This is a genomic window from Microbacterium trichothecenolyticum, from assembly GCF_030818955.1.
In the GTDB taxonomy this organism is placed as follows: domain Bacteria; phylum Actinomycetota; class Actinomycetes; order Actinomycetales; family Microbacteriaceae; genus Microbacterium; species Microbacterium trichothecenolyticum_B.
Genome location: NZ_JAUTBF010000001.1, coordinates 1,936,671 through 1,952,216 on the forward strand (window position 1 = coordinate 1,936,671; position 15,546 = coordinate 1,952,216).

A 15,546-nucleotide genomic window follows, 5' to 3' on the forward strand; every position below is an offset into this window, starting at 1 on the left:
GCGGGAGGGCGTGCGCGACAGAAGACGCAGGCCGGGGAGGACCGATGTTCCGCGTACGACGAACGTCGCGGACTCGGAGGAGATGTGCTCACGCGGGAGCGAGCGCAGTCCCGCGCCGTCAGCCGACGCGGGAGACGATGTCGACCGCGCCTGTGCCGCCGGCGCTCCGCGCGCCGACGACCCCCTCACGCCCGGAGGGCGTCGAAGGATTCATCGGGGACATGCCTCAAGGGTACGCCTTCACCGTCGGAAAGCGGCCGATCCCAGAGTGCGTTCCACGGTGACCTCCAGAACGACACGGTTCGGATTCTCCCCGGGGCTGTCGATAACGCTCGGCATAGAGCGTCACGGCGCGGGCGACGGCATCCGGGTCATCGGTGACACGCGCCGCGCCCTCGAAGCTGATCCACCGTGCACCGTCGACCGAGCACACGGACGCTCTCCCGGCGCGCGCCGCGTTGACGAACTTCTGCGTCCCCCGGGAGCCGATGACGCGGACGACGCCGTCCTCGTACGTGAAGCCGACGGGTACCGCGTGGATCCGTCCGGTACGGCCGAGGGTGGAGAGGGTGGCGAGGTGGTACTCGCTCACGAAGGCGAGGGCGTCGGCGGTCAGCACGTCTCCAGCGTGCCACGTCACGCGACGAAGGTCACCGTCTTGAGCGCGGCGTCCCAGCGTCGGATCGCCGTCGCGCGCGCCGGCAGGTCTCCCCCACCACCCGAGAGGGCATCGAGCGCCGCACCGATGCGATCCAGCGGCACGCGACGGGCGAGCGTCACATGCGGCGACCACGCACCAGGACGCGTGTGGGCGACGTCGTCGCCGGGGCCGGCCAGGGTGTGCACGCTCGTGTGGAGTTCGAGCAGGGCCGACGACGGCACGACCGACCTCGCGACGACGCGCGTGCGCCCCGACCCGAACAGCACGGGTGCGCCGAGTGTGAGGGCGAGCGGGAGCATCGGCCGCACCGCCGTCGCGTCGATCTCCGGCAACGTCGACCGCACGAGCAGGGTGATGTGAGGGCTGTTCGTCTCACCCGTGTGATGCGCCTGGCTGGGCAGTCCGGCCGCGGCGAGCAGATTCCACTCCGACCGGACGGCGGCGTCAGCGGCGGCGTCGAGGAGCAGCTCCAGGCTGACGACGTGGCTCATGAGACGCTCAGCGCGTCGACCACCACGCAGCGGCGACCAGCCCCGGCTGGAAGAACAAGCGCACGAGACGCTTGCGATCCGTGTCCAGCCCGAACGCCGACCGGCGCTTACGCCATTGGTCGATGTTGCCGGGGAAGATCGCGACGAAGAACGCGGCGAGCGCGGCCCCGACGCGGCGACGCTCCTTCGGCAGCACCAGCAGCGCCAACCCGAACCCCACCTCGACCACGCCGGAGGCGACGACCACGGCGTCACGGTCGAGAGGTCCCCGTTCGACGAGCGCGTCGGGCACTTGCGCCTGGAAGTCGCGGCGCGCGAAGGTCAGATGCGACACACCGGCGAAGATCATGGCGAGGGCCAAGGCCCACCGGATGACAGTTCTCATACGCTCACGCTACGAGTGCGCTACCAGGGGGGCGGTGGGCTTGACGGCCATGCCGGTCGTGCCTGCGCCCGTTACGGCACCTCGCCGCATCGCGCAACCCCCGCCTCTGCGGGAGATGGGCCGTTTGACTGGACGAGCCGAGGAAGGAGGAGCCCGTGATGCTGAGGGAGGCCGCGTCGCCCGCGATGCGGGAAGACGATCTGGACGCGCTCCTCATCCGCGCCGCCGCGGGAGACTGCGACGCCTTCGTGGAGTTCTACGACCGCACCTCGCCGCGCGTCTACGGCATCCTGCTCGCGGTCACCGGATCGCCGGCATCCGCGGACGCCCTGCTCGAGGGCATCTACGTCGAAGCGTGGGAACGCATGCGCGGGCGTTCGAGCCCCCCGTGCCCCGGCCTGGAGTGGATGTCGGTCATCGCACACCGGCACGCCGCGGGTCAACGCTGAGCGCGAATCACCGTCCTGCGGCGGCGGATGCGACGGGCTGATGCACGTCGAGGTCGATCGACAGTCCTCCGGAGGAGTTCGCGGAGTTCGCGTACGTCTGCAGCAGGGCGGGGTCGAGCATCTCGGGCTCGACGGTCGAGAAGACGAACCGCAGCGGAATCGAGGGCTGCAACCAGATCGTTGTACGGCCGGACGCCTCTCCCTCGGGATGCCGCCACGACATGGTGAAGCTCTCGCCGCGACGAAGCTTGGTCGCGATGACCACCTTCACGTGCGCGAGGATGCGATCCGGCATGTGAATCGGCGACGTAGACGCCCCGTAGTACAGAAGGCCCATCAGCGTCTCCTTCTGAAGGTGATCGATGCTGATGATTTTACTAGATAACCTAAATATCACCTAGGGCGTGTCTGACAATGTCTTGGTCCAGGTGATGGTGGCGTGGATGAGGACGGCGGCGCGGAACATGACCGCCAACTTGTCGTAGCGGGTGGCGAGGCCTCGCCATTGCTTGGTGTGGCAGAACCGCCGCTCGATGACGTTGCGGTTGCGGTAGTCGTCGGCGTCGAGCCCGACGGGCCTGCCTCCGCGTGATCCACGGCGTTTGCGGTGTCCTTGCTGGTCGCGCGGTTCCGGGATCACGGCCTTGATTCCCCGGCCGCGCAGGTGCGCTCGGATCGCGCGGGACGAGTAGGCCTTGTCGCCTCGGACGGCATCCGGACGTGTGCGGGGCCGTCCGACCGGTCGAGCCACGCGCAGCTGTTCCAGCATCGGGATCAGCATCGGCGAATCACCAGCCTGCCCAGGCGTGATCACGGTGACGAGCGGGAGCCCGTTGCCGTCGACGAGCTGATGGATCTTCGTCGACAAGCCACCCCGGGAGCGGCCGATGCCGTGATCAGGCGGCTCGACGGCCGGATTCGTGTAATTCGATCCAGCCCCCTATGGGGCGGGTCGTGTTCGTCGCGTGCTGATGCGCCCTGGCAATCGTGGAATCCACCGACACCGACCAGTCCACCAATCCTTCGGCGTCGGCCTGCGCGATCAGTGTGGACACGATCACATCCCACGTCCCGTCAGCGGCGAGGCGGTGATGCCAGGTCCACACCGTCTGCCATGGCCCGAACACCTCCGGCAGATCACGCCACGCGATACCGCACCGATACCGGTAGATGATGCCCTCCAGCATCGACCTCGCATCCGAGAACCTCCGCCCCGGACGCCCCGTCGGCTTCGGCAACATCGACTCAATCAACGACCACTGAGCATCAGAGAGCAACTGGAACCGCGACACGACCCCACCCTCTCAGCCCAACCCACCAATCTTTGTCAGACACGCCCTAGGAGAACGACCAGATTCACGCGCAGCGGGAGGACCTTCCCGGAAACAGTTCGGACACTTGGAATCTCGATTGCCTAACTAGACTGTGCGGGCACGCCGGATTCGACAGGAGGCGCATGACGACCGCGACGGAAGACCCCGCCATCAGCGCAGTTCGTGCCGTCGAGAGGCTCCGTCTCGCGGAAGCTCGTCTCTCCCGGCGTCGCCAATCAGAGTGCGGCCCGAGCGAGAACGCCCGCGCCGCCATGCGTCTCATCCTCGAGCGCTGCGATCAGGGTCAGACTTTGACGCCCACCGAGATCGCCCAGGCGCTCGGAATCTCTACCGCCTCCGTAACGGGCATGCTGGACCGCTTGCATGCCGGCGGACTCGTCTTCTTCATGGCGAACCCGGCGGATCGGCGCAGCAAGTTCGTGCTGCCCTTCGACCGCGGCGAGGACCCCGACGCCATCGATCCCGTGACCGCCCGTATTCGCGAGTTCGCCTCGGATCTCCCCGCCGATGCGGCCGGTCAGATCGCGACGTTCCTCGACCGCGTGCGTGAGGTCGTCGATGCCGAGTGCGACTGAGACCTCATCACGCGACCGGCGCTCCCCCTTCGGGGTCGGGCTCCGGCCCCATGGTCAGGCCGTTCGGTGAACTGGCATCGTTCATCATCTGATCGATCCACCGTCGGTTCAGCTGAGGCTGTCGGCCGCCGTAGAAGTGAAACACCATGGGGATCGAGGGATGGATCCAGATGCTTCGATTTCCACTACCGTCCTGGTGAGAGAAGTGGAACATGAACGGTTCGCCGCGCCGCAGCTTGTTCATGAAGACCAGCCGCAGGTGCGACAGGGCCCGATCTTCGATATCGAAGGAGTGCCCGAGCGTGTTGTAAACCAGTTTCCCCACGATAAGAGCGTACATCGCATGCCGCAGCTAACTACTGTAGTGGGACGACCCCCTCGACGAGAGTCCTATACGTGGTGAGAACCCCCCGCCCCTCGCGGCCGCGACGCCGAGTCCCGCGCCCCCTGCTCGTGATCGGCTCCGTGGTCGCCGTGGTCGCACTGCTCGCCGGTGTTTCCATGGTGGGCAGCCTCGTCACCACGCTCTTCCAGACGCTCTCGGCGAGGCCGCCCGCCGTCGACACCCGCATCGTCGCCCCCGACGAGTCCAAGGCCGCCCAGGCAGCCCGCGCGGGCGACCGAAACGCCGACCAGAACGCTGCGGCGGACTGGCTCGCCACCCAACCGACCACGTATTGGCTCACCCCCGAGATCGACCCCGTCGACGCGGTCTGGGACCGCGTCGCGCATCTCGCCGCGGAGGCGCGGGAGCAGGATGCCGCGCTCTCGATCGCCATCTACGGGCTGCCGGACCGCGACTGCGGCAACCACTCCGCCGGCGGCCTCGACCCCGAGTCCTACGGCACCTGGACCGCGCGGATCGGTGACGCTCTCGGCAATGCCTCGGACATCCAGAAGATCGTCGTTCTCGAGCCCGACAGCATCGCCCTGTCATCGAGCTGCGGGTCGCCGGCGGACAGGGCCTCGTACCTGCGCACCGCCGTCGACAACCTCCGCGGGACGGACACCTGGATCTACATCGACGGGGGCCACTCCGCGTGGCATCCCGTCGACGAGATCGCCGACCTCATCCGCGCCACGGGACTTCTCCCCAGTGTGCGCGGTGTGGCGCTGAACGTGTCGAACTATCAAGACACCGCTGCCGAGTTCGCGTACGCGCACGCGTTGTCGGATCGACTCGGGGGAACGCACGCCCTGATCGACACCTCGCGCAACGGCGCGGGGCCCGCGGGCACGCAGTGGTGCAATCCGAGCGGGCGCCTGGTCGGCAGCGGCGGCGGCGCGTACGGCGATGACGTCGTCGACACGAATCTGTGGATCAAACCTCCGGGCGAGAGCGATGGCGAATGCAACGGCGGACCGCCGGCGGGAACATGGTGGCCGGCTTCGGCAGTGGAGCTCACGCGCGAGCAGCGCTGACGCCTCGATCTTCTGGCCTCGGCGGCCCGCCAGCGGCTCAAAATGTGTCAGGATTGCGCTCGTCGCTTTGCGACACCGCGTCTCGGGGGAGAACGCGGGCGCCCCGCGCGCGAAGCCTGAAGAGTGGATGCCATGACCGACAGCACCGAGTTGCTGAAAACCGCCGTGATCGTCGAAGACGACCCTGACATCCGTCACCTGCTCGTCGAAGTCCTCGAGTCGGCGGGTTTCTCGACTGTGTCAGTCGGCAACGGTATCGACGGCGTTCGCGCGGTCATCGCGTATCAACCCCTCATCACGACGCTCGACGTGAACATGCCCGGCATCGACGGGTTCGAGGCCGCGCGACGGATCCGTCAGCAAAGCGACACCTACATCATCATGCTCACCGGTCTCGAAGAAGAGGCCGATGTCGTGCTGGGCCTGGGCGCCGGTGCCGACGAATACGTGGTCAAGCCGTTCCGGCCGCGCGAGTTGCGGGCACGCATCGAGGCGCTCCTGCGGCGCACACGCGGAGGCGAGCACGCGGAGGCGATTACACCCCGCCAGGACAACGTCGGCCCTTCGTTCCCCGCGCCTCGGCCCGAGCCCTCCGCACCCGCGGCCGTCGTCGTCCCGTCGTCGCAAGGGCCCGAGCCCCGAATCGTCCCCGCGAGCACCGACGTCGTCAGCCGACCGGCCGCGGGCCCCGTGACCACTCACGATGCCGCGCCCGCCGGTGCTCACTGGATGGTGCATCGTGACCTGCAGCTCGACCCCGACAGTCGTCTGGTCCGGGTCGGGGGCGACGACCTGGAGCTCACGCGCACGGAGTTCGACCTGCTGGCGACACTGATGGAGTCCAAGCGGCGGGTGCGCAGCAAAGCCGATCTCACGCTGGTGCTGCGGGGAGAGTCGTACGTGACCAGCTACTTCGTCGGCGAGGCCGATAAGCGCGCTATCGAGGCGCACATGACGAACCTGCGCCGCAAGCTCGGGGACAATCCGGTAAACCCTCGTTACATCGAGACGGTGCGCGGCGTCGGGTACCGCCTCACCTCGGAGCTCATCGCCCCCTGACGAGGGGATGACGGATGCCTCGGCCCTCCCCAGGGCCGAGGCATCCGTGTTTCTGATGCGTTCGGGCGATCAGATCTGTGGTCCGTCAGACCTTGAAACCGTGCTGACGACGGACGAGCTTGGAAAACATCAACAGGGTCTGCAGAACCGTGACGACACCGACGATGGGCCACCCGATCCACAGGATCGAGGACTGCATCATCGGGCCGACCATGACCCAGATGACAGCGAGGGCGATCGCCACGGCGACCAGCACGACCAACGGCGTCCAGTGGCCGAGACCGCCACCGCGTTCCGCTTTCGCCTGCATGGCCCAGTTGTCGACCTTCTTGCGCGACAGGAACCTCGTCCACGACCGCACGAAGTGGCTGATGCGGATCCACATGAAGATCTCGGCCGGGAAGAAGAGAACGGCGAAGAGGATGTCGGATCGGTCGACGTTCTTCATCGTGCGGGCGATACGCAGATTCAACAGCATGGCGACCACCGGCGGGATCAACCACAGCGGAGAGAAGACGAAGGCGTTGATCGACAGGGAGCCGGCCAGCAGCGCCAGGAACGCCACCCGCACGAAGAGGTTGGTAAGCATGCCGAAGTTCTCGAACCAGCGCAAGCGCAGATTGGGGTGGAAAGGCTGCCCCTTGGTGTCGCCGCGCTGACCGGGCCACATGAGCTCGATGGCGCCGTAGGTCCACTTGACCTGCTGGGCGTCGTATCCCGACAGGGTTGTCATACCGCCCACATCGGCACGCGCGAAGGGGCTGATCTTCGTCAGGTAACCCGCGCTCTTGATCTGCAGCGACAGCAGAGAGTCCTCCACCTCCGAGTCCTTCACCCAGGGCGTCGTCTGGTGGTTCTGCTTCATCGCATCGCGCAGCGCGTTGGTCGAGAAGATCGAGAACTGTCCGCCGAGCACCGCCATGTTGCGGCCTCGCAGCATGTTCTGCAGGTTGAACGCCGCGAACTGCGTGCGCTGGCCCGCGGTGAGGAAGCGGGCGACGAGGCCCTTGATGGGCTTGTCGTCGATCGTGTAGATCGCGGAGATGCCGCCGATGCGCGAGTCCGAGACCGCCTCCGTCTCGAGGTACTCCACGGCCTTGCTGTCGGCGATGGTGTCCCCGTCGACGCCCAGCAGGTAGTCGTATCCCTCCACCAGCGAGTACCCGTAGTTGAGGGCGCCGACCTTCTTGTCGGGGTTCTTGCCGATGTCGTGCACGAACACCTCGGTGAACTGCTCACCGAGCTCGGTCGTCACCTCGTGCGGGCCGCTGTACTCCGAGGCGATCTGCACCGTGGCGTCGGACGTGTTGTTCACGACCACGTGGATGACGTCGGGAACGCGGGTCTGCCCCAGCAGGGCCTCGAGGACGTCGGCGATCGACTCTTCCTCGTTGTAGGCCGGAATGACGCATCCGATGGTGGAGCGGTGCACCGAGGTGTTCTCGAGCACGGCGGCGAAGTCGTCGGCGAATCCGTGGCGCTCCCCCAGCGCAGGCGCGAGCTCGCCGCGAGGGGAGGAGAAGTCCCGGGCGTGGGGGGCGAAGCTGCGAGCATCGGTCATGGGAGTTTCTTTCTGTTCGAAAGCGGTGGCTGATCGGCCGAGTCCCACTCTGGTAGGTTCGCCGCAAGACGACCGCGGCGCGAGTCGATCTTCCGCGCAAGATTCCCTCAAGATTGCGGCCGGTACCCGAAGGAGGCGAGAGTTCGTGGTTGTCCTCGCCCTTCTTGCAGCCGTCGCCGCCGCCGCCCTCGCCCTGACGACGTTGGCACTGCTGCGCAGCCAGTCGCGCAACGAAACCGGCGGACCCCGCGCCGACCTGGTGCGCTATTGCGGCATGGCGGCGGTGGCCGCCCTGACGTGCGGAGCGATGAACATCATCGAGCCCGCCGGCGGAGGCACCGCCGCTGCGGCGGCGGGCAACGCGACGAACCTGGTGGCGATCGGTCTGGTCTGGGCAGGAGCCCGTCGTGTGAACACGAGACCGGCGATCGGAGCGATCAGCACCGGCGCCGGTGGCATCCTGATGTTCGGGCTCACTTACCTCGTTCCGCTCGACGACGCGACGCTGGTGAAGACCGCCGGGCTGGCCGTTTTCTCCGCACTCGGTGCGCTGGAGTTCTCGCGGCGCCCGCTCGGCGAATTGCACGGCGCCCGGTTGATGACGTGGACGCTCGGTATCTATGCCGGGTACAGCGTCGCCCGACTCGCCGTCGTGGCCGCCGTCGGCATGGGGCCGCTCTTCGGACGCGGACCGGTGTCCGCCGAGACCACGGCCGCCGTGAGCGCTGTCACGATCGCACTCGTCTCCCTCGCCGCCGTGCGGGTGGGGCGTCAGCTCGACGACGCCCCGGTGCCGGGAACGCGGGCCCACGACCGCGAGTCCCTGCGCGCGGAAGCGGCCGCGCTCCTCGCTGCCGACTCGACCGCGCAGGTGACGATCATCCGGGTGCCCGAGCTCGATCTCATTCGGGCGGCGCACAGCTCGGAGCGCGCCGAGACGATGATGCGCGTGCTCGTCGACGCCGCCGGTGAGGCGATTCCCCGTGCGGCGGCCGGCATACCCGCCCGCGACGCGGTCTTCGTGGTCTCACCGGTCGACGACGACACGCTCGCCCGTGAGAGCGCGGTCCGACGGGCTTTCGCCGCGCGGATGCCCGGCATCGGTTACGACGACGTGCCCGACCTGTCGTTCCAGCACGACACGGTCCGCGACGTCGGCCGCCTCTCGCAGATGCTCGAGAGTCGGCGACTCCGCCCCCGCTGACGACCGCTCTTCGTCACGCCCTCCGCGCGGCGGTCGAGGCGGGGCGGGCGAGGCGCATCAGCCCTGACTGGTGCCCTGCCCCCATCCGGGCGCGCGACCGGTGCCCGATGGCGTGGTGCTGTCCGGCTGCGCGGAGCCCTGCGCCTCGTCGGCGAAGATCGCGATGGGCAGATACTGGTACACCGTCTGCTGCGCGAACGAGGTGTCGGTGTTGGCCGTGCCTTCGACCGCGACGTTGAGCGCGAACTCGAGGGTGATGCCGTACGTGTCGTTCGGCAGCTGACGGATCGAGGTGGTGGGCACGAGTAGGCCCCCCTGGAAGCTGTTCAGCAGGAGCCCCCGCTCGGAGCGCAGCGTGTCCGAGGGAACAAGGGTGCGCGGGTCGGCGCTGAACTGGAAAGGGCTCGACACCTGACCACTCGTCTGCGCGGTCTGCGACGTGATCGACACCGACGAGACGTAGACCCGGCGCTTCTGCGCGAGGACCGCCTTCTCGTCGACGCGGTGATCGACGACGTTGACCGCGAAGCCGAACTGCTTGTCGTTGGTCGAGGTCCACTCCATGGTGCGTTTCGGGTTGACCGCCCATACGTCCAGACGGACCTCGAGCCCGTCCGCGACGTCGGTGGACAGTGAGACCGAGCCGTCGTAGGTGAACTGCGAGTCGAAGGGTTTGTCCGCCGACGTCCCCCGGGGAGCCGGCGTCGCAACGACCACGGACTGGTTGGGGACCGTCTGCCCGGACAACGCGTTGAAGGCCTCCACCATCTGGGTGCATCCGGTCAAGGCGACCGGTGCGACGACGGCGAGAGTCAGTGCGAGAGCGCTCGCGCGCACGGCGCGACGGCGGGAGGTCGAGCTCACAGGTGTCTCCTGAGGTATCGGCGCGAAGGCGCGCAGAGGTCGATGAACGACCATCACGCTGCGGGATGCAGGCCTCAGGGGGAGTCTGACCGGGCATCGTGACCGGAGAGGGCACGTGCGGCGAGCAGAGACAGGATGGCGCGCAGAAGACTACACCACTCTCTATACACTCGATGACATGGCAACCTTGCGGAGCGTGCCGCCGGCGGCTCCTTCCGTGAGCGCGCGCAACGACGACGGCACAGCACCCAGCAGCTACGTCCGCTCCATCTGGCTCCTGCAACTCGTCCTGGGGGCGAGCGTCGTCATCACGGTGCTCATGGTGCAAGCCCTCGAGCCCTCGTTGTTCCTGCGGTGGCCGTTCTCCTCTGGTGTGGGCGTCATCATCGCGCTGACGGCCGTCGCGATCGTCGTTCCCTGGCACCGTCTGCCCCGCGCCGCGGTGGCCGCCATTCCCTTCGCCGACATCGTCGCGATCGGACTGCTGAGTTTCGGAACGGACCTTCGCTTCGGCTTCTTCTGGGTGTTCCCGATCTTCTGGGTCGCCACCCACTTCACCCTCGCTTTCATGATCGCGGCGCTCGGAACGATCGGCCTCATCATCGTCGTGGATGCCGCGGTGAACGCTGTGGGTCCGGTGACCGCCCTGCGCCTGATCGTCGTGCTCCTCTCGCTCACCTTCATCGCCATCACCGCCTTCCTCTCCGCGCGCCAGACGCGAGCGTTCAAACAGCTCCTGCGGCGACAGGCGAGCAGGCTCCAGGGCACCCTGCAGCGCGTCTCGGGGCAGGAGCGACGGGTCTCGCAGATGCTCAACGGACTCGACACCGGAATCGCCCGGCTCTCGGCGGACGGCGAGGTCCTCGCGCTCAACGACACCTATGTCGATCTGTACGGAATCGAGCGCGACGAACCCCAGCGGCCGGGTGCGGCCGTCGAGTACGCCACCCTGCACGGCGAACCGTTGCCCGAAGCCGAGCGACCCTTCACCCGCGCCTCCCGGGGAGAGCAGTTCGACGACGAACGCACGTGGCTCTATGACTCACACGGCGAGTGGCGTGCCCTGTCGGTCTCGACGCGACGACTCGTGTCATCGGACGAGCCCGAGAGCACGCTGCTCATCGTGCATGACATCACCGCGCTCATCGAGTCCGAACGCGCGCGCGAACGGCTCGCGGCGACGGTGTCGCACGAGCTGCGCAACCCCCTGACCGCCATCATCGGGCACGCGGACCTCGCGCTGGACCACCCCGACCTGCCTCCGAAACTGCGCGACCAGCTCGAGGTCATCGCCGGAGCAGGCGAACGTATGCAGAAGCTGATCTCCGAGATCCTCGCCGGTTCGCGAGGCGTCTTCCGCGAGCAGAGCGCACCCTCCACCGCCGATCTCAGTCGCATCATCGCCTCTTCTCTGGAATCGTTCCGCCCCGCTGCCATCGCCCGGCGCGTCGATGTCATCGACGATCTCCCTCCCTCCGCGGAAGTCGTCGGCGACGCCTTCCGCCTCCGTCAGGCCATCGACAACATCCTCAGCAACGCGATCAAGTACACGCCGGCGGGCGGCTCCATCCGCATCTCCGGCGAAGTCACGCCCGACGACGTCATCTTGCGCTTCATCGACACCGGGATCGGCATCGGCCCCGACGACCTCACCCGGGTCTTCGACCCGTACTTCCGTGCCCGGTCCGTGCGCGAGAGTTCCACACCGGGGACGGGTCTGGGCATGGGGATCATCCGGAGCATCGTCGAGGACGAAGGAGGTTCCCTCGTGCTCGAGAGCGAGATCGGCACCGGCACCACCGTCACGGTCGTCCTCCCTGCCCGCCAATCAGCCGAGTCGTGATGCCTCCGGAGATCCTGGCCAACCTGGGGCTCGCTCAGGCCACGGTCGCCACGCTCGCAACGGTGATGATCATCGGGCTCGGTTTCCTGCATCGCCCCTCCCGTTACGCGCTCATCTGGTCGCTCGCGTTCGTGCTGGCGATGACGAGCACCTGGGTCTCGGTGACGGGTGCGCTCCTCGATGAAGAAGCCGTGCGTCGCGCGGGGCTGGGCCTCATGCTCGGCGCCCCCGCGCTCATCTGGTCCGGCTTCCGCGCGCGCCGCGCCGTTGCCGCCTTCCCGTGGATCGGGGCGGCGCAATCCGCCGGCACAGCCGCTGTCCTCGTGCTCGCGAGAGATCCCGACTCGTACGGTCTGGTCTTTCGTCTCGCCTTCCTGGGCGCCGCGGTCTTCGCGGGTCTGACGACCATCGAGTTGCGCCACGCCACGGACCGATGGGAACGACTCGCGTTTCCCCTGACCATCGTGTCGGGAGCTTTCGTCGCGGTCGGGCTCGCCGTAGTGGTGGCGGGGCTGGCGGCGCCCGCGAACATCGCTGATCTGTCGTTGGCCCGGGTGATAAACGGTCTGGCGATGCTCGTCTACCTCGTCTGCGCGACGGTGTCGCTGCTGTACTTCACCTCGGTCTCCCCCGTCGGGGCCGGCTCCACACCGTCGTGGCCGCACTTCGTGGCAACCGCTTCGGATCGCCTGGCGCGGGCGAGACGCGGGCGCGAGGAGTCGTGGGCGGTCCTGACCGTGAGTCTGGACGACCCCGTACAGGTCCGCAGCGCCGCAGGCGAGAGCAACTGGGGGCGGTTGATCGACGAATTCGAGAGTGTCGTCGCCGATACCTTCCCCGCCGAAGCGGATCTGGGCCGCGAGATGCGGGGTCGGATCGTCGTCGTCGTCTGCCGCCCGGGAGCCGTCCTCCGAGAGCATGTACGGGACGTTCTGCGACGAGTGACCGAGATCGATGCATCGGGCTTGGTGGACGTGCACCTGTCCGCGAGCATCGGATGGGTGCCGGCCGAGGCGGCGGATTTCGATCTCACCACCCTCATCGCCGAAGCCGACCGCGCCGCCGGAAATGCGACCGAGCAGGGTGGCGATCGGTGGGAGCGCGTACGGGTGTGATCAGCTCGTCGCGCCAGCCTGACCACCGTCGACGATCGCGACGGTGAGCGTGTCGGTCGCGGTCTGCTTGGCGAACTCGTTGGACGTGGGGGTGGTCTGGACGAGGAACTCGAAGGTGAACTGAAGGGTGACGAACGTCGAGTCCGCGGGCACGTCACCGACGTTGAACGTCTGAGAGTAGCTGTACGGCGAGAGCACGAGATATCCGGGCGCTTCGGTTTGGTCGGTCTGCGCGGCCAGGGGGGCGAAGGACTCCTGGCTGTTCGCCGGCACCGCGATCATCGTCGCCCGTTGGAGGAAGACCTTCTGTCCGTCGTCGGGGGTGACGGTGGTGACCATCGACAGGCTCACCGGCTTCAATGCCGTCGGTGTCCATTTGTCCATCGACAACGTCGACCAGTAGTTGACCGTCGCGCCCACGGAGCCCGCGGTCAGGCTGCGTTGCGTCGAACCGCTGGAGAGGTCGTTCGGGACTGGTTGCGGCGCCGGGCTGCTCGCCGTCGTGGGCGTCGGCGACGCGGAGGTCGCGGTGCTCCCCTGCGCCCAGGGCGGGGTGCCGCACGCGGTGACGGTAAGGAGCACGGCCCCCATCAGTGCGCCGCCGATGACGCCTCTTCCGCGTCGTTTCCGCCTCATATTCACTCCCCCGGACTCTTCGCCCAGTTTAGGGTGCGTGGACTCACCCGGCCCTGCCCTCGCGCCGAGCACCCCTACAGTGTTCGCGTGATCGACTCCCCGGCCGCTCCAGGCCCCGCGCCCCTCGCCCGATGGTTCGCCTGGTCGGTGGCCCTGGCTCTCGTCGTCGGACTCGCAGTCGCCACGTGGGTCGGTGTACGGGGGGTCCTGGCGTTCGAGCATCTGCGGGCGGCGCGCGATGCGGTGTCCATCGCCGCGGTCGGGACCGACGATCCTTCCCTCGCGATCCACGTGTTGGCGTCTGCGGGAACCGACACCGAGGCGGCGCGCGCGTTGACGAGCGACCCCGTCTGGCAGCTGGTCTCGGCTCTGCCCTGGGTCGGACCGCAGCTCGACGCCATCTCGCGCACCGTCGCTGCAGCCGATGACGCCTTCTCACGCGCGCTCTCCCCGCTCGCCGGCGCGGCCGAGAATCTGTCTCCCGCGGCCCTCGCTCCGGTCGGCGGGACGGTCGATGTGCGGCGTCTCGCGACGATCGAACCCGTGGCCACGAGTGCGGCGGCGGCCCTGCGGCGGGCTTCCGACGACGTTGCCGCCATCGACCGTCGACCCTTGCTCGGCGCGGTGGGCGCCGCGGTCGACGACGCTGCTGCACTCATCGGGCGGGCTTCCGACGATGCCGACGCACTGTCACGGGCGACGCGGCTCCTCCCCCGTATGCTCGGCGCCGATGGCCAGCGTTCGTACCTGGTTCTCTTCCAGAACAACGCCGAATGGCGCTCGCTCGGCGGGGTCGTGGGCGCCGTCGCGCAGATCGACACCCGGGACGGTCGCATCGCGCTGACCACGCAGGCCTCGACGGCCGACTTCGTCGACATGGCGGGCGAGGAGGTGGGCCCCCTGCCCGATGAGGTCGCTGCGGTCTTCGGCACGGGGCCCTCACGCTTCATCCAGAACGCCACGCAGGTGCCGGACTTCACGGTGGGCGCCCCCATCGCCCGCGCGATGTGGCAGCGTCTGCACGGCACGAGCGTCGACGGCGTGATCGCGCTCGATCCGGTGACCCTGTCGTATCTGCTGCGCGCGACCGGTCCGATCGTTCTCCCCTCGGGCGACGAGCTGACCGCCGACAACGCCGTTTCCCTCCTTCTCGACGAGGTGTACCGCCGGTACGACGACCCCCGCGACCAGGACGCGTTCTTCCAGAGTGCGACGGCCGCCGTCTTCGAGGCGCTCGCTGACGGTCGCGCGGACGCCGCCGAGGTGATCGCGGCGGTGGGGCGGGCCGGCGCGGAACGACGACTCCTGGTGTGGAACGCGGATGCCGCCGACCAGGCCGTGCTGGACGGCACACCGCTGCAGGGACGGCTGACCGCCGACAGCGCGGCGCGCAGCACCGTCGGGGTCTACCTGAACGACGGCACGGGGTCGAAGATGGACGTCTATCTCCGCCCCTCGGTCGAGACGGCGCTCTGCACGCCAGACGTGGCCAGCGTGCGCGTGGAGCTTCGAAGCGACGCTCCGGACCCGGATTCCCTGCCCGCCTACGTCACCGGGAACGGCGTGTACGGCGTCCCTCCGGGCGAGGCGCTCACCGGCGTCTACGTCTACCTCCCCCCCGGGGCTCGGGTGCTCGATCGCCGCAGTACGGGCGACACCGCGAGCCCGGTGGGCTTCTCGGGCGGGACGCACGACGGTCGCGAGGTCGTCAAATGGTCGGTGCAGCTCGCGCCGGGCCAGCGGGCGCAGCTGGACCTCGAGTTCCGACTCCCTTCGCCGTCCGACGTGGATGCCGTGATGACGCCGACCCGAGATCCCGGCGAGGTCCCGCACACCGGAACCTGCCCGTTCCCGCCCGCTTGAGCAGCACCCTGGTGAACTCCACGCCGGGCGCGCGTGAAACCGACGGGCCGACTCCGAGTCGTGCCCGCCCGCTCCAGAAGACTG

17 protein-coding genes are annotated in these 15,546 nt (G+C 68.2%); 8 read left to right on the forward strand and 9 right to left on the reverse strand.

What is annotated here, in order from left to right:
- Positions 1-226: 226 nt before the first annotated feature.
- From QE412_RS09250 to QE412_RS09260, 3 genes are read right to left on the reverse strand one after another with little or no spacing between them, the layout of a single operon-like run.
- Positions 227-640, reverse strand: a complete 414-nt coding sequence (locus QE412_RS09250; protein WP_307482638.1) for a TIGR03618 family F420-dependent PPOX class oxidoreductase — start codon at positions 638-640, stop codon at positions 227-229.
- Positions 637-1,152 (reverse strand): 2'-5' RNA ligase family protein, encoded by a 516-nt coding sequence (locus tag QE412_RS09255; protein ID WP_307482640.1) that lies wholly within the window; start codon positions 1,150-1,152, stop codon positions 637-639. The genes QE412_RS09250 and QE412_RS09255 overlap by 4 nt, the downstream gene beginning before the upstream one ends.
- A 7-nt stretch (positions 1,153-1,159) precedes the next feature.
- On the reverse strand, positions 1,160-1,537 hold the full coding sequence (locus QE412_RS09260; protein ID WP_307482642.1) for a DoxX family protein: 378 nt from the start codon (positions 1,535-1,537) through the stop codon (positions 1,160-1,162).
- Between the two features lie 155 nt (positions 1,538-1,692).
- Here QE412_RS09260 and QE412_RS09265 point away from each other — a divergent pair, with 155 nt between their 5' ends.
- Positions 1,693-1,986, forward strand: coding sequence for a hypothetical protein (locus QE412_RS09265; protein WP_307482644.1), 294 nt, complete (start codon positions 1,693-1,695; stop codon positions 1,984-1,986).
- A 7-nt stretch (positions 1,987-1,993) separates the two neighbouring features.
- On the opposite strand, the gene QE412_RS09270 is transcribed toward QE412_RS09265, so the two are convergent.
- Together QE412_RS09270 and QE412_RS09275 are read right to left on the reverse strand one after the other, a co-directional pair.
- Positions 1,994-2,323 carry a DUF7882 family protein gene (locus tag QE412_RS09270; protein ID WP_307482646.1) on the reverse strand — a complete coding sequence of 110 codons (330 nt, stop codon included), beginning with the start codon at positions 2,321-2,323 and terminating at the stop codon, positions 1,994-1,996.
- Positions 2,324-2,383: 60 nt separating this feature from the next.
- Positions 2,384-3,278, reverse strand: a protein-coding gene (locus QE412_RS09275; protein WP_307480048.1) for an IS5 family transposase whose coding sequence is annotated in 2 segments (ribosomal slippage) — positions 2,384-2,926 and positions 2,928-3,278 — 894 coding nt in all. Because the reading frame shifts where the segments join, the coding sequence is not laid out codon by codon here.
- Between the two features lie 164 nt (positions 3,279-3,442).
- Here QE412_RS09275 and QE412_RS09280 point away from each other — a divergent pair.
- The gene (locus tag QE412_RS09280; RefSeq protein ID WP_307482647.1) at positions 3,443-3,895 is read left to right on the forward strand and encodes a MarR family winged helix-turn-helix transcriptional regulator; all 453 of its coding nucleotides are present in this window, start codon (positions 3,443-3,445) and stop codon (positions 3,893-3,895) included.
- 7 nt (positions 3,896-3,902) lie between these two features.
- Here the strand turns inward: QE412_RS09280 and QE412_RS09285 are convergent, their stop codons facing one another.
- A complete protein-coding gene (locus QE412_RS09285) occupies positions 3,903-4,220 on the reverse strand; it encodes a DUF7882 family protein (RefSeq protein WP_307482651.1) in 318 nt (105 codons plus the stop codon).
- 71 nt (positions 4,221-4,291) lie between these two features.
- Here QE412_RS09285 and QE412_RS09290 point away from each other — a divergent pair, with 71 nt between their 5' ends.
- Positions 4,292-5,317 (forward strand): glycoside hydrolase family 6 protein, encoded by a 1,026-nt coding sequence (locus QE412_RS09290; RefSeq protein WP_307482654.1) that lies wholly within the window; start codon positions 4,292-4,294, stop codon positions 5,315-5,317.
- A 132-nt stretch (positions 5,318-5,449) separates the two neighbouring features.
- Positions 5,450-6,376: a response regulator transcription factor gene (locus QE412_RS09295; protein ID WP_307482656.1), complete on the forward strand. Its 927-nt coding sequence runs from the start codon at positions 5,450-5,452 to the stop codon at positions 6,374-6,376.
- Positions 6,377-6,461: 85 nt separating this feature from the next.
- Here QE412_RS09295 and QE412_RS09300 read toward each other — a convergent pair whose 3' ends face one another.
- Positions 6,462-7,937 (reverse strand): glycosyltransferase family 2 protein, encoded by a 1,476-nt coding sequence (locus QE412_RS09300; protein ID WP_307482659.1) that lies wholly within the window; start codon positions 7,935-7,937, stop codon positions 6,462-6,464.
- A gap of 145 nt (positions 7,938-8,082) precedes the next feature.
- Here QE412_RS09300 and QE412_RS09305 point away from each other — a divergent pair, with 145 nt between their 5' ends.
- On the forward strand, positions 8,083-9,141 hold the full coding sequence (locus QE412_RS09305) for a hypothetical protein (RefSeq protein ID WP_307482661.1): 1,059 nt from the start codon (positions 8,083-8,085) through the stop codon (positions 9,139-9,141).
- Between the two features lie 57 nt (positions 9,142-9,198).
- Here QE412_RS09305 and QE412_RS09310 read toward each other — a convergent pair whose 3' ends face one another.
- Positions 9,199-10,005, reverse strand: a complete 807-nt coding sequence (locus QE412_RS09310; protein ID WP_307482664.1) for a fructose 1,6-bisphosphatase — start codon at positions 10,003-10,005, stop codon at positions 9,199-9,201.
- Between the two features lie 178 nt (positions 10,006-10,183).
- Between QE412_RS09310 and QE412_RS09315 the strand changes: the two genes are divergently transcribed.
- Both QE412_RS09315 and QE412_RS09320 read left to right on the forward strand, forming a co-directional pair.
- A complete protein-coding gene (locus QE412_RS09315; RefSeq protein ID WP_307482666.1) occupies positions 10,184-11,848 on the forward strand; it encodes a PAS domain-containing sensor histidine kinase in 1,665 nt (554 codons plus the stop codon).
- Complete coding sequence (locus tag QE412_RS09320; protein ID WP_307482669.1) at positions 11,848-12,963, forward strand: hypothetical protein; 1,116 nt, start codon at positions 11,848-11,850, stop codon at positions 12,961-12,963. Before QE412_RS09315 ends, QE412_RS09320 begins: the two co-directional genes overlap by 1 nt.
- Here QE412_RS09320 and QE412_RS09325 read toward each other — a convergent pair whose 3' ends face one another.
- Complete coding sequence (locus QE412_RS09325) at positions 12,964-13,554, reverse strand: hypothetical protein (RefSeq protein WP_307482671.1); 591 nt, start codon at positions 13,552-13,554, stop codon at positions 12,964-12,966.
- 132 nt (positions 13,555-13,686) lie between these two features.
- On the opposite strand from QE412_RS09325, the gene QE412_RS09330 reads away from it, so the two are divergent.
- On the forward strand, positions 13,687-15,462 hold the full coding sequence (locus tag QE412_RS09330; protein WP_307482675.1) for a DUF4012 domain-containing protein: 1,776 nt from the start codon (positions 13,687-13,689) through the stop codon (positions 15,460-15,462).
- Positions 15,463-15,546: the final 84 nt, after the last annotated feature.

Coding starts and splice junctions, on each gene's coding strand:
- QE412_RS09255 (WP_307482640.1), bottom strand. CDS start 1,152: ATGAGCCACGTCGTCAGCCTGGAGCTGCTCCTCGACGCCGCCGCTGAC.
- QE412_RS09260 (WP_307482642.1), bottom strand. CDS start 1,537: ATGAGAACTGTCATCCGGTGGGCCTTGGCCCTCGCCATGATCTTCGCC.
- QE412_RS09270 (WP_307482646.1), bottom strand. CDS start 2,323: ATGGGCCTTCTGTACTACGGGGCGTCTACGTCGCCGATTCACATGCCG.
- QE412_RS09280 (WP_307482647.1), top strand. CDS start 3,443: ATGACGACCGCGACGGAAGACCCCGCCATCAGCGCAGTTCGTGCCGTC.
- QE412_RS09295 (WP_307482656.1), top strand. CDS start 5,450: ATGACCGACAGCACCGAGTTGCTGAAAACCGCCGTGATCGTCGAAGAC.
- QE412_RS09300 (WP_307482659.1), bottom strand. CDS start 7,937: ATGACCGATGCTCGCAGCTTCGCCCCCCACGCCCGGGACTTCTCCTCC.
- QE412_RS09315 (WP_307482666.1), top strand. CDS start 10,184: ATGGCAACCTTGCGGAGCGTGCCGCCGGCGGCTCCTTCCGTGAGCGCG.
- QE412_RS09320 (WP_307482669.1), top strand. CDS start 11,848: ATGCCTCCGGAGATCCTGGCCAACCTGGGGCTCGCTCAGGCCACGGTC.
- QE412_RS09325 (WP_307482671.1), bottom strand. CDS start 13,554: ATGGGGGCCGTGCTCCTTACCGTCACCGCGTGCGGCACCCCGCCCTGG.